This is a genomic window from Pseudomonas sp. BIGb0164 (genome assembly GCF_024810135.1).
In the GTDB taxonomy this organism is placed as follows: domain Bacteria; phylum Pseudomonadota; class Gammaproteobacteria; order Pseudomonadales; family Pseudomonadaceae; genus Aquipseudomonas.
In genome coordinates this window covers 629627-643180 of record NZ_JANUEA010000003.1, presented here as the reverse complement: position 1 = coordinate 643180, position 13554 = coordinate 629627, and the positions used below count along the sequence as shown (strand labels likewise).

Genomic DNA, 13554 nt, shown 5'->3' with positions numbered 1-13554 from the left:
TCCACTCAAAAACACGGAACTCATCATGACCAAGCTATTCAGCGCTACCCAAGTCGGCACCCTCAACCTGGCACACCGCGTCGTGCTTGCACCGCTTACCCGCCTGCGCACCGAAACCGGCGATGTACCCGGCGACTTGATGGTCGAGTACTACACCCAGCGCGCCACCCAAGGCGGGTTGCTGATCGCCGAAGCCACCAGTGTGTCGCCCATGGGCATCGCCTATGCGCTCGCGCCCGGCATCTACACCGATGCGCAAGTGGCCGGCTGGAAGCGTGTGACCGACGCCGTGCACGCCAAGGGCGCCAGCATCTACCTGCAAATCTGGCACGGCGGCCGCCAGGCGCACCCAGGCAACCTGGACGGTGCGCAGCCCGTCGCCCCTTCGGCGATTCGCGGTGAAGAAAAATCGGTGATCCGCGACGGTGACAGCATCGCCGAGGTGGATCAGGTGGTGCCCCGTGCGCTCCGTCTCGAAGAGATCCCAGGCGTCATCGAAGAATTCCGCCGTGGGGCAGAACGCGCCAAGGCTGCAGGCTTTGACGGTGTAGAACTGCATGGCGCCAACGGTTACCTGCCGGACCAGTTCCTGCAGGACGGCTCCAACCACCGCGACGACGCTTACGGCGGCCCGATCGAGAACCGCGCGCGGTTCATGCTCGAAGTCGTCGAGGCACTGGTCTCGGTGTGGGGTGGTAACCGCGTGGCGGTGCGCATTTCTCCGAGCGGCCAGTTCGGCACCATGTCCGACAGCAACCCGGCCGCGACCTTCGGCTACCTGGCCGAGGCACTCAACCGCTTCGGCCTGGCCTATCTGCACGTCATTGAACCGCGCATTCGCGGTTACGAAGACGTCGAGTTGAACGTCCCTGCCGTGGCCTCCAAAAGCCTGCGCGGTATCTTCAAGGGGCCGATCCTGGCGGCTGGCGGATTTTCCCGGGACACCGCCGAGGAAATCCTCGCGGCGGGCGATGCCGACCTGGTCGCGTTCGGCCGGCTCTTCATCTCCAACCCCGACCTGCCGGAGCGCCTGCGCAGCGGTGCGCCTCTTAATGATTACGACCGCAACACCTTCTACGGCGGCCGTGGTGAGGGTTACGTCGATTACAGCTTCCTCGGCGAAGTCGTCGCCTGACGCTGTCTTTGTGGCGAAGGCGCTTGCTCCCGCTGGACTGCGTAACAGTCCCCAAAAGAGCGGGGGCCGCTTCGCGCCCCAGCGGGAGCAAGCTCCCTCGCCACAAGGATGTGAGTGTTCGATTATGCGTAAACGAACCTTCACGAAATAAACCGGCCCTTCCAGGTGTTCCCTTGGGGAGAACGCGCCAAGCCACCCCTGGAAGACCATCATGCTGACCTGTTTCGAACCCCTTGAAGCCCTGTCCGCCTCGCAAGCCCCGCTGCAGGCCCTGTTCCAGCACGCGGCCGAACGGCCCAATGCCATTGCCCTGATTGCCGACGGTGACGTGTGGTCCTATCACCGCCTGGCCGGTGAGGTGGTGCGTCTGAGCAATGGGTTCAAGCGTGAGGGTGTCGAGCCGGGCGATCGGATCGTCATGCTGGTGCGCACTTCGCCGCTGTATGCGGTGTTCCTGTTTGCCGCGATGATGAGCGGCGCAATCATGGTGCCGCTCAAGACCGAATTCACCGCGCGGGAGCTGGAGGAGTTTCTGGGCTGGCTGCGGCCTCGGCTGTTTATCCACGAAGCGGATTTGCAACCCGTCATCGCCCAGATAGACGACGCGGCTATCGAACGCACGCGCACCTTCAGCAGCACGAACTGGCACGCGCTGCTGGGCGAAGGCAGTCCGCAAACGGCGGCAGTGCCCGTTGATATCGACTCAACCTGCTTGCTGTTGGCAACCTCCGGCACCACCGGCATGCCCAAGTTGGTGGCCTACAACCAGCGCGCGATTGCCCACGTGGTCGGCGCCTTGGGCGCGTGGCAGTTGGATCTGGATTCGTGCACCCTCGGCAGCACCCCGGTGGCCCATGTGTCTGGCTCGTTCGTGTTGCTGGCGACGATCATCAAGGGCTGCCAGGAAGTCATGTTCAGCCGCTTCGATGCCGACAAACTGCTCGACGCCATCGAGCAAGAGGGCGGCTCGATGCTGTTTGTCGCGCCGTTTATCTGCCCGCCGCTGGTGGACGCCCAGCGCAGGCGCCCACGGAATCTCAGCGCGTTGAAGGTCTGCGGGATTGGCGGCGACGCCTGCCGGCCGAGGGTGGCCGAGACCTTCCAGGACACCTTTGACCTGCAACTGAACAACACCTATGGCCTGACGGAATGCCTGGGCAGCATGGCCTTCGGTTCGGCCTGGGACACCCTCACCGCCGTGCCCGGGCGCGCCCGCCTGGTTGACGCCAACGGCGTGGCCGTGGCACCGGGCGAGGTGGGCGAATTGCAGATGTGCGGCCCCAACCTGAGCCTCGGCTACTGGACCGGCCCCGGCGACATCATCAGCCACAGCCGTGATGGCTGGTTTTCATCCGGCGATTTGATGCAGCAAGAACCCAACGGCGAGTTTCGTTTTGTGGGGCGCTGCAAAGACCAGATCGTCTGCTTCACCGACAAGATCTCCCCGGTGGAAGTGGAAAACCAACTGATCCTGCACCCGGCAATCGCCGACGCCGCCGTTGCCGGCGCGCCGGATTGCAACGCCGGGCAGCGCGTGGTGGTGCTGGTCAAGCTGGAACAGGACGCTGCCGACACCACGGCGGATGAGATTCTCGCCTGGTTGCGCACGCGTCTGGCGCCGTTCAAATTGCCCCAGCGCATCGTGTTGAGCCAAACCATCCCGCGTAATGCGCTGGGCAAGGTGGACCGAAATGAGGTGGTGCGAATGGCCCAATCCAATTAACGACCTCTTGTCGAATCTGTGGGCTACTGCCGAGCGCACGGTCCGGCTTTAACCCTAGAATGCCCCCTGTGGATAACTCACCCAGGGACGCGCTCACCATGAATATTGAACTGCTAATTGCCGGCATCGTTGTGCTGATCATTGTCGTCGGCCTGGTGGGCTGGATGGTGGGGGTCTACAACGGCCTGGTGATGCGGCGTAACGATGTGGATAAAGCCTTTGCCAACATCGATGTGCTGCTCAAGCAGCGAGCCGATCAGATCCCGGACCTGATGCGTGTGGTGCAGACCGCCATGAATCACGAGCACGCGCTGTTCACCCGGCTCAGCGATGCGCGCCAGCAGTACCTGAATGCCAGCAGCCTCAACGACAAGGTCGATGCGTCCAACCAGTTGAATGCGGCGCTCAAGTCGGTGATTGCGGTGGCGGAGGGTTACCCGACGTTGATCTCCGGTCCCAACATGGTCGAGTTGCAGCAAGCCATCTCGGCCGTGGAGGAGCGCATTGCCGACCGCCGCGAGTTTTTCAATGAGTCGGTCAACCTCTACAACATCGCCATTGCGGTGTTCCCCGACCTGTTCTTTGCGCAGATGCTCAGCTATCAGCGCATCCCGCTGCTGGCCATCAGCGCTGAAGAAACCCGTTACGAAGGCGTGAAGCTTGAGGTGCCGGGGGCATGAAAACCACTCAGGCGGGCGTTGTGGTGAAAAAGCCGAAGTGGAAAACCGCGCTGGGCCTGGTGTTCCTCGCCGGTTTTATCGCCTTGATGGTGTTCGCGCCGAATATCCTGATCGCGCTGTTTTTTCCGATGCTCATCCTGATCGGCCTGCTGGTCAGCTTTGGCCCCAACTTCTACAAAACCGAACAGCGCCTGGCCACCAGCCAGATACGCTCGCTGGCCATGGGCCTGGTGGAGGTGCGCGGCAAGGTCATTGCGGACAAGACCCAGCTGTCGCCGGTCAATGGCAAACCGTGCGTGGGGTATGTATGGATTGTCGAAGAAGGCACCCAAGACAAAGACGGCGATTGGAGCTGGAGCCGAGTGTCTGGCGAGGCGCGCTGCAATGATTTCCGCCTGAAGGACGCCAGCGGTGAGGTGGCGGTGATTGCCGAGGGCATTGACCTGTTTGGCAATAAATCGCCTGACGAATACGCGTTGCTGGGCAGTTCCCGTCGCCAGGGCGAACTTCTGCTGGTGCAGGATCTGGACGTGATGCTGATCGGCGACGCCTGTGAGCGCGATGGCCATACAGTGATCGCACGGGGCAAAGACCCGAAAGCCGTGTTTGGTGTGGCGTTGACCGTCGATGTGGAAAACCGCCGCGTGCTGGCGCCGTTATGGCGCGCCGGTGGCTTCTATGGTGCGATAGTCGGGTTGCTCGGCGTCGGCGTGATGGCCCTGACCCCGGCCCATTTTGCGCAACTGCATTTACCGGGGCCCGACACTTATCCACAGATGGCCGGACAGGGTCCGGTGTATCAGTTGCTCGCCTGGCTGTACCGCGAAGGTGGTTTTCCGATTCCGTTCATGGCGGCGTTCGGCTTCATGCTGACGATTTTCATGGTGTTGATCTGGACCCGGTTGTTGCTGCCCAAAGGGATACGCCTGGCCGTGGGACGTGTACTCGGCGCGTGGGCAGGGTTGGGAGCGGTCATCGGCGGAGTGGTGGCCTTGCTGCTGTTTGTCGCCCATGTGGATGCGTTGAAGCAATTTTTGATCTGGATGCTGATCTTGCTCGGCACCCTGGCGTTCTCGCTGTTTGAGCAACGTAAGATGGGCGTGGCGTATCAACATTTTGCCAAACGCGTGAGCAAAGGCAGTTTCAGCGACGAAGACGCCTGATCAGGGCACGAACTCCACTTTCAGCCCCCGGCTGGTGCTGCGCCCCTGATCATCGGTGACCCGCAACCGATACTCCCCCGACTTGCCCGGCCGCCAGTTCAGCAGGGCTTGCGGCGGGCCCTGGGCGATCAGGGTCTGGTCGGCGAACCAGTACAGCGTCACCGCATCGCTGGCGGCGTTGGCGTTCAGCGGGATGCTTTCCTGGGGTTGGGACAGGCGTAACTGGTAGCTCACCTGCGTCAGTGGCGAGCGGATCTGCGGCGCTTCGCTCGTGTCACTGATGCGATTGGGCTGGCAGTTTTTCATCACGGTGGGTGGTGTGCGCCGAGGCAGGCCGGCTGCGCGGTACAGGCGTTGCACGTCGCTGGGCCAGAATTCGAAGACTTCTTCTCGGGTGTATTGCGCATCAAAGGGCGGGCACGCCGCCTTGCCGGTGCGGGTGTCGATCAGCACCGGGCGATGCAGGTTGGATACACGAATCGGCGACACACCGGGGATGTACCAGGTCTTGCGGGTTTGCGGGCACCAGCGGTTGGGCAGCTCGCCGGATGCGGCGCAGACGTCGATGCGCACCAGCCCCACGGGCGGCTTGTCGGGTTTGATCACCACGTTGGGCAACGCCAGGGGCAACGCGTCGGCGATGCGGAAGAACAACGGCGCGGCGGTCTTGGCCCCGATAAATGCCGGGTTCGGCCGGCCATCGAAGTTGCCCACCCACACCACCAGCACGTAAGGGCCGACCAGGCCGGCACTCCACGCATCGTGAAAACCCCAGGAGGTGCCGGTTTTCCAGGCGGTGCGCCAATGGTGGCTCGGCAACCCGTCGGGGCGTGGGTTGCGGCGCAACATGTCACGCACCATGAATGCCGCTTGGGGCGTGAGCAGTTGCGGGCCGGTGGATTGAGGTTGTTCCTGCAAATAGCGCAACGGGCGTAAATGCCCGTCGCCGGCCAGCATCACGTACAGACGGGCCAGCTCTTCCGGGGTCATCTCGCCGCCGCCGAGCGCCAGGGCCAGGCCGTAATGGCTTTCGTCGCGCAGGCCCTTGATGCCGGCGCGTTGCAACAGCCCGTACAGCGAAGGTGATTTCACCTGGCTGGCCAGCCACACGGCCGGGATATTGCGGCTGCGGATCAACGCATCCCGCGCCGTCAATGGGCCGACAAAACTGCCGTCGAAATTTTCCGGTTGGAAGTAGCCGAAGTTACTCGGCAGGTCCTTGAGGATGCTCATGGGGTGAATCACCCCCTGATCCAGCGCCAGCCCGTACAGGAACGGCTTGAGCGTCGACCCGGGCGAGCGCCGCGACAGTACACCGTTGACCTGGCCGTGGATGCCTGTGGATAAGTAGTCCGCCGAACCCACCAGTGCCTTGACGCTTTGGTCGCGGCTGTCGATCAGGATGGCTGTGGCGTTTTCCACACCGGTGCTGCGCCGCTCGGCGATAAAGCCTGTAATCAGGCGTTCCAGCAATTGCTGCAGTGGCAAGTTGAGCGTGCTGTTGAGTTCGTTGCCCGGCTGGGACGCCAGCAGTTGTTCACTCAGGTGCGGCGCCAGGAACGGGATCTGCTGGCGGTTGCGCGCTTCCAGGGGCAAGTCCAGCAAGCTGTCGTTGCGCGGGTCCTGTGGATAAGTGGCGCGCCAGTCGGCCATCAAGCGCAGCCTGGCGTTTTGCAGCGATGGCCCGAAGCGCGCACGCCGTCCGGGTTGTTGGGGAATCACCGCCAGCGCGAGCGCCTCGGACAACGAAAGCTGCGCCGCCGACTTGCCAAAATAGATGCGGCTGGCGGCCTCGGCGCCTTCGATATTGCCGCCCATGGGCGCCAGGTTCAGGTAGGCCTCAAGGATGTCGTGCTTGCTGTAGCGCGCTTCCAGCCACAGCGCCAGGGCCATCTGCTGCAGCTTGCCCGGTACCTGGCGGGTGTTGAGGTCCCACAGGCGTCGTGCCAATTGCATGCTCAAGGTCGAGCCGCCCTGGCGCTGGCCACCGCTGTAAGTGGCCATGGCCGCCCGCAGCAATGCCGGAGGGTTGACCCCCGGGTGCCAGTAGAAATTACGGTCTTCCTTGAGCAACAAGGCTTCGACCAATGAAGGTGACATCCGCTCCAGAGGTAGCCACAAGCGGTATTGCCCGTCGTCCGCCAGTGTCATGCGCAGCAGTGAACCGTCGTCGGCCAGCACCACCCGTGATGAGGTCACGGCCTGCTCCAGCGGGGCGTGCGGCCAAAGCCGCAACCCCGCCAGCACCACCACCGCCGTACACAGCGGCGCCAGGCGTTTAAGGCTTGGTAATTTCAAGCTGGCCTACTTTGCCGCGCCCTTGCAGGGTGGTTTCGTACATGCCTTCGGCATAAGCCGGTGGCGTATTGAAGGTCCCGGCGTTGGTGGCGCGCACGCGATACACGAAAGTACCTACATCACGCAGCGCGGTGCCGTACAACACCACGCGGTCATCACGTACGTCGACGTAGTCCGGTTGCCAGTTGCTCAGCTCGGTTTCGCCGATCGGCGCTTGCCAGGCATCCGCCTCTTGGCTGTCTTCGCCGGTTTCCACGTACTCGGCATCGTCGCCTTCACTTTCCTCGGTGCTCGCGGCTTCCGGCTCCGGTGGCAGGTTATACACAGGCTCGACCCCGCCCGGCAGCAGGTCGACCACAGCCACTTGCTGCACTTGGTCGCGGTCGGTGGCCCGCAGGCGCAGGCGCACCAGGAACTCATCGCCGACGGCGACTTTACTCACCGGGTCGCCCTTGAGGTCGAGGTATTCGTGGATGATTTCCAGGCCATTGGTGATCGACTTGAGCTTGGCACCCTTGTCGAAGCCGGCTTCGCTGAGCATGTAGAACGCGGCCGGGCCGTCGGTTTTCTCCATCACCAGTTTCTGCGTGGCGCTCGGCACGGCAGCGCGGGGTGGCTGGCCAGCCATTTCCAGCAATTGCTGTTGTTTGTCACTCAGCCACGCGGTGGCCTTGAGGGTCATGTCGCTTTGCGCACGTTGGCCGTAGTTGTCCAGGGCACGCAGCAACAGCGCAGCCGACAGCGAGTTGTAACGCTGTTCGTTGAGGCGTTTGCCGAGCTTGTCCAGCAGCGCCGTCGGCACGTCGTCGATCATCTCCGGGAAGTGACGTGCCAGCAGGTGCAGGTGTTCTGCGTCGTGCACCAACGGGTCGTAGTACAGACCGTCGCTGTCCCACTTATCCACAAGGGAGCGCCACGGGATTTTGCGGAACAGCGTATCGGCCTGGCGATCCTGCTTGAGCAGCTTGTAGCTGGCGGCCAGGTACGCGGCGCCCAAGTCGTTCTGCCAGGTGTCCTTGAAGTAGCTCTCGTAACGCTCGCGGATATCACTCAACGCACCGCTCACCAGAATCCCCTGACGACTCAGCAGATAACTGGCGTAAGCGCGGTTGCGCAATTCCGACAGGCCTTCGCTCGGGCCATTGGCCAGGTCGGTCAGGTACGCATTGGAACGCACCAGCAGATCTTCTGGCACCGGCAGCCCACGTTCCTTGGCTTCGATCAGGAAGTCAGTCGCGTACAGGCTGGCGTAAGGCGCTACATCCGGGTTGGCGGCCCACAGACCGAAACCACCGGCGCCGTTCTGACGCTGGCGCAACATGCGCACCGCGCCTGTGAACGCCTGTTCGGCTTCCGGCGCGTTGCCGCCCCAGATCAGCGCCGGCATGGCCTTGGACACCAATTGCTCGGTGCAGGCATAGCCGTAGTCGTCCAGGTAATGCTTGAGGCCGTTGGCCCATACCAGCGGCGACGCGGCCACGCCCACTTGCACGTCGCGCAGTTGGCTGAACAGCTCGCGGGTGGGCTTGAGCTCTTTGCTGGCGCTGTCGAAACGGCCCAGGCTCAAGGCCACGCGATGCTCGCTCAGTGGGCGGATCGAGGTGGTTTCCGCCACCTGGATTCGCTTGCCATCCGGCAGCACGGCGACAAAGCGCAGGTCCGCCGAACCCAGGGTTTCGCCGACCTTGATCTTGAACTCGGCCGTGCCTTCCTTGCGCGGTTGCAGCGACAGCGTGCTGCCCTTGTCGCCTTGCACGTTCAGGCCGTCGCTGGTCTGCAGTTCAAACTTCACATCCGCCGCGGCGTCGAGGTTGCTGAACACCCCGGCGCTTACGTTGAACACATCGCCCGGCGCCACGAACGCTGGCACGTTCGGGGTGATCACGATCGGTCCGCGTACCTCGGTGTTGGCGTCGCTGACGCCGACGCTGTCGTTATCCACCGCCACTGCAAACAGGTGCAGCTTGCCGTTGAAGCTGTCCGGCACCTGGTAGTGCAGCACGGTTTCACCGGCCGGCAGGTCCACCAAACCGGACCACCACGCCACAGGCGGCTGGTGTTTACGCTTGAACGGGTTGAGGTGGTTGGCCAGGGCGCCTTCTGTATCACCACCAGGTGCCGCCCCACTGAGCAGGCGGCTGAATTCCGGCAGGATCAGGTCAAGGATCTGACTGGTGCCCACCTCCAGCGCGCGTTTCTGGAAGAAGAAACCCAGCGGGTCCGGCGTCTGGTAGCGCGCCACTTGCAGGATGCCTTCGTCCACCGCGTACACCACGGCGCGGCCCGGGCGGTCGGCGGTGACCTTGATGTCCAGGGCCTGCCCCGGCTCGATCTTCGCCGGGCCTTCGACCTTCAGCGCCATGCGCCGCGCATCCAGGTTGATGCTGAACGGCACCACGCCATAGGACAGCGGGCTCATGTACACCTCGGCCGAGCCCATGTCCCGCACAAACTGCACGTTGACGTAGGCATTGCCCTCAAGCCCCGCAGGCACGCGGATGTGCTGCACGCTGTTGGTGCTGTCAGCCTTGAACCACTGCTGGGTGTAGACCTTGTCGCGCTCGATGGTGATCAAGCCCGCGCCGGTGTACGGCGCGCGGATGCTGATGGCGATCTCATCACCGGTGGCATAGCTGCGTTTATCCAGGCGCAGTTGCAGTTCAGCGTTGCGCTCCAGGGAGCGCGAAGTGTTGCCGCGCCCGGCCACGCTGTAGTCGATCTGGTTAAGCAGGTTGCCGTTGGCGTCCTTGAGTTGCAGGGTGAAATCCCCCGGCGTACCGGTGTTCAGGGCCTGCTTGGCGCCGTCTTTGGTCATCACCAGCGGTGAGGCCGGTTGGCTGATGTTCTTGATGCGCGACTCGTATTTGTAGGTGCCGTTGGACTGCTTCACCAGCACCGACACGTAACGGTGCTCCACCACTTCAGTGGTCAGGCCGTCTACCGCTACCGGTGTAAGGTCTGGCGCGACCGCCAGCCATTGCACCTGGCGCGGCGCATCCTTGGCGACGTACGACAGCGAATCCTGGCTTTTCACACCGACCAGGTAAGGCGCGGACGACACCAGCAAGGCGTTTTGCGCCGCCACGTTACGACCGCCTTCGGCTTCGAACACCTGGGTCATCACCTGCAGGCGATAGGTGCTGTTGGCGAAGCGTTGCAGGTTGAGATCGAGCGTGGCCTGGCCGTTGTCATCCACGGTGGTTTCGGCCAGGTCTTCGGTGCTGGCGTCCTCCAGGGCGTTGTTCAGGCGGAAGCGGTATTCCGGGTAGCGGTCGAACGCCGCGAGCGTTGGGCTCAGGGACATCTTGGCGGTGACACGCCGGCCGGATGCCGGGGCGCCGAACAGGTGCATGGCGGTGACCTTGGCCACCACCTGGTCCGGTGGAATCCAGCCCAGTACCGGCGTGTCGTGCAGGCTCAGGCTGACCTTCATGCGGTCCGGCTCGAAGTCACGCACCTTGAAGCTGACACTGCCCAGGTCGGTGCGGGTCTGCTTCTGGCCGATCAACTGCAAGGTCGCGGTGTATTCACCGGCCGGGGCGACTTCATTGCTGGGGAAATCAAAGGTTTCAAAGCCGCTGGCCGACAGTTTCAGGGGCTGGCGAATCACTTCCAGGCCCCGTGGGTCGGTGATTTGCAGCTCGACTGGCAGGCCTTGCAGGGCGCCTTTCCAGTTGCCGCTGCGCACGATCATGCCCAGGTGCGCGGTCTCGCCCGGCCGATACAGGCCACGGTCGGTGAACAGGTAGGCGCTGAGGCGATCAATCGCACCGTCCTCTTCCAGACCACCTACGTCGAAGCGCGACAAATCCAACTGTTGGGACTGGCGGGCAATCGGCAGGAACGACTGGTCATTGCCCCGTGTGACCACATACATCAGCGGCGTTTTCTCACGGCGCAGTTCATCCAGCTTGGCGAAATGCGCGTGGCCTTCGGCGTCGGTGCGGCCGCTGCTCACGGGCAAGCCGTTGCGGCCAATGATGTCGACTTGGGCGTCAGACACCGGCGAACCGTTGCCAATGGATTGCACATACACGTCATGGCTGCCGTCACTGGAGCGCTTGGCGATGATGCCGAGGTCCGTCACCACGATGAAGCGCAGGTCGCTGGTGCTGCTGCGGTCGTACTCGAAGGTGCGGGTTGCCGGGTCATCCTGCGGGCTGAGCTTGAGCACAAAAATGCCGCGCCGCCCGCCGTTGGCGGTGAGGTAATGGCTGAGGTCCACATTGTCGTAGACGGTTTTTGCCGGGTCGTTGGACGACAGGGGAATGTCCAGCGACTGACGCTCAACCATGCGGTCGAAGTATTCGTTGCCAAAGTTCGGCCGGGCAAAGCTGCCGCTGCTCTGGTCCACCAGGTGCTGCAACTGGTTGGGCAGCAGGCGGGCGATTTCCACGTGGGCGCCGGGCACGCCACGGGCCATGAAGCCCAGGCGTTTTTCGCCGTTTAGGCTGAGCAGTGCGCCGTCAGACAGGAACTGCAGGGTGCGTGGGTACGCCGGCATGCTGATCAGCGACGCCGTAGGGTTTTTCGCCAGGTAGCCGCCGATGGCTTCCAGGTTGGCAGGCACGCGCACGTAAATGGCGCGACCGGCCGGGGCCTTGAACTTGAAGGCGTGCAGGGTGTTCAGCGGTTCGACGCTGGGCACGTGGGTCAGGGTGACCTTGGTGCTGCGGGCCAGCAGGGCGTCGTCGATGTCGGTGCTGTTATAGGGGCGCGTGTCGTCCTGGGCTTTTTCCGGCAGCAGCCAGGCCTGCACCTTACCGGCAATGGTTTCGTCGGCGACGGCGCTGGAGCTGCTGAACATCAGCACCGGTTCCGGCTCACCACGTTCGTTGTCGACAAAACTCACTTCGGCGCCGGTGAAGGTCAGGCGATAGCGGCCGGGCACGGTGACTTCCGAGACCAGCGGCGCGGTGCTGGCGTTGCCGCCGTCACGGGCCTTGATGCCTTCATCGAGCTTGGCGCTCACCGGCGTGCTTTCCAACGGCGTCGCCAGGGCGGCGGAGCGGACGTAGGCGTTGAGCCTGGTGTCGTCGAAGGTGACTTCCGGGCGGTTGGGCAACTGGGCGTCGCGGTAGGCCAGGCCTTTGCCGAGGGTCACCGACACGCGTTTGCGCAGGTTGTCTTCATCCACCGGGTGGGAAAAATGGAAGGTCGCCACCAGTTGTTTCAGCGTCGGGTTGGACGGGTCTTGGTACAGCTCGTTTTGCGCCAGGGTGGCGCGGAACGGTTGGGTGGAAAACTGGCTGCTGTACTGGCTGAGCAATACACCGTCGGCCAGCAGCTTTTTCTTGGCCAGGTCCAAGGTGTAATGGGCGTCTACCGGCCAGTCTTTTTCCGGCACGAATTGCAGGGTGCGGTCATCGGACCAGCGCCAGGCGCCCGCCACGGGTGGTTTGAGGGTGATGCCTTCTGTGACCGGCTTGCCAATGGCGGCCAGCGGGGCCACGGATTCGGCAAAGCGCACCTGCAAGTTATCCACAACCGGTGGCTGCTGGGTGTAGTCGGTCAGGTTCGGCTTGTGCAGCGAGTAACCCACGGTGTGGGGCTGCGGCAGGTGGGAATACCACTGCCAGCCATAGAACCCGGCGCCGGCCAGCAACGCCAGGCCCAGCACACCAGCACCGGCTTGGCGCGGATAGGCGCGGGCCTTGTGGCCCAGGTTCGCCAGGCCCCGGCCGATAGCGCGCAGCCAGAACGGCGGATGCCATTCGCCAAAGACGGCCCCCACCACAGTCAGTAACGCACTGGTTATACGGCGGCTGATCGCTTTCAACGAATCGAACATGGTGAGCATCCCTGGCTAAGTGCGGCGTATCTTACACGCGTCTTTGATACAAAAGATGACGTGGATACGCCGGACCGCTCAGGCGTGTTGCACAAAGGTGAGGCGTACCGCAAAACCGATCAAAAGACTGCCGAACAACCATTGCTGCACCCGCTGCGCCGAACGATTGCGCGCCAGCCATCGGCCGATGCGCGCACCGGCCAGGGCGTAGCAGCAGTCGAAGGCGAAACCGACCGCCACCAGGATCACACCCAGCAACGCGAACTGCGCCGCCACCGGGCCGGCCTGCGGGTTGATGAACTGCGGCAGCAGCACCGAACAGAACAGCAGCGCCTTGGGGTTGAGCAGGTTGGTCAGCAGGCCGCGATGGAAGGCTTCGCGCCAGGCGTGGCCCTGTGTGATGGCATGTGTCGGGTCGAGGCTGGGTAACATATTCGCGCGCAGGCATTGCACACCCAACCACAACAGGTAGGCCGCGCCGCCCAGGCGCACCACGTCAAACGTCCACGGTGCCACCTTGAACAGGGTCGCCAAGCCCATGCCGGCCAACGCCACGTGGCACGCCCGGGCAACCCCCAGGCCAATCGCCGTGGTCAGCGCCAAGGTCTTGCCCTGGCGGGCGCCGGTTTGCAGCAGCAGGATCATGTCCGGCCCCGGCAGCAGATACGCCACCGAAAGGGCCACCAAAAACAACCAGAGCTCCGTCATGTTTCACCCCCTTGAATGTTGGCAAATTCTAGGGCCGAAGGGCGGGGCAGGTGGTT

The 13554-nt window shown here is 63.4% G+C and carries 7 protein-coding genes; 4 read left to right on the top strand and 3 right to left on the bottom strand.

Annotated elements, in window-relative coordinates; genetic code table 11:
• Positions 1–25: 25 nt before the first annotated feature.
• From M2394_RS10755 to M2394_RS10740, 4 genes are all read left to right on the top strand, one after another.
• Positions 26–1135 (top strand): alkene reductase, encoded by a 1110-nt coding sequence (locus M2394_RS10755; protein ID WP_259172444.1) that lies wholly within the window; start codon positions 26–28, stop codon positions 1133–1135.
• Positions 1136–1346: 211 nt separating this feature from the next.
• Positions 1347–2858 (top strand): class I adenylate-forming enzyme family protein, encoded by a 1512-nt coding sequence (locus M2394_RS10750; RefSeq protein ID WP_259172443.1) that lies wholly within the window; start codon positions 1347–1349, stop codon positions 2856–2858.
• A 98-nt stretch (positions 2859–2956) separates the two neighbouring features.
• Entirely contained in the window at positions 2957–3538 is a 582-nt protein-coding gene (locus tag M2394_RS10745; protein WP_259172442.1) for a LemA family protein, read from the top strand.
• Positions 3535–4701 carry a hypothetical protein gene (locus M2394_RS10740; protein ID WP_259172441.1) on the top strand — a complete coding sequence of 389 codons (1167 nt, stop codon included), beginning with the start codon at positions 3535–3537 and terminating at the stop codon, positions 4699–4701. Before M2394_RS10745 ends, M2394_RS10740 begins: the two co-directional genes overlap by 4 nt.
• Here the strand turns inward: M2394_RS10740 and pbpC are convergent, their stop codons facing one another.
• The 3 genes from pbpC to M2394_RS10725 all read right to left on the bottom strand — a co-directional run bounded on the left by pbpC (position 4702) and on the right by M2394_RS10725 (position 13498).
• Complete coding sequence (gene pbpC / locus M2394_RS10735) at positions 4702–6999, bottom strand: penicillin-binding protein 1C (RefSeq protein WP_259172440.1); 2298 nt, start codon at positions 6997–6999, stop codon at positions 4702–4704. It abuts the gene before it with no gap.
• Complete coding sequence (locus M2394_RS10730) at positions 6980–12790, bottom strand: alpha-2-macroglobulin (protein ID WP_259172439.1); 5811 nt, start codon at positions 12788–12790, stop codon at positions 6980–6982. Before M2394_RS10730 ends, pbpC begins: the two co-directional genes overlap by 20 nt.
• A gap of 78 nt (positions 12791–12868) precedes the next feature.
• Entirely contained in the window at positions 12869–13498 is a 630-nt protein-coding gene (locus M2394_RS10725; RefSeq protein WP_259172438.1) for a LysE family translocator, read from the bottom strand.
• Positions 13499–13554 lie beyond the last annotated feature (56 nt).

Excerpts from the sequence above, each read along its gene's own strand:
- M2394_RS10740 (WP_259172441.1), top strand. The coding sequence starts at position 3,535 with ATGAAAACCACTCAGGCGGGCGTTGTGGTGAAAAAGCCGAAGTGGAAA.
- M2394_RS10750 (WP_259172443.1), top strand. The coding sequence starts at position 1,347 with ATGCTGACCTGTTTCGAACCCCTTGAAGCCCTGTCCGCCTCGCAAGCC.
- M2394_RS10730 (WP_259172439.1), bottom strand. The coding sequence starts at position 12,790 with ATGTTCGATTCGTTGAAAGCGATCAGCCGCCGTATAACCAGTGCGTTA.
- M2394_RS10755 (WP_259172444.1), top strand. The coding sequence starts at position 26 with ATGACCAAGCTATTCAGCGCTACCCAAGTCGGCACCCTCAACCTGGCA.
- M2394_RS10725 (WP_259172438.1), bottom strand. The coding sequence starts at position 13,498 with ATGACGGAGCTCTGGTTGTTTTTGGTGGCCCTTTCGGTGGCGTATCTG.
- M2394_RS10745 (WP_259172442.1), top strand. The coding sequence starts at position 2,957 with ATGAATATTGAACTGCTAATTGCCGGCATCGTTGTGCTGATCATTGTC.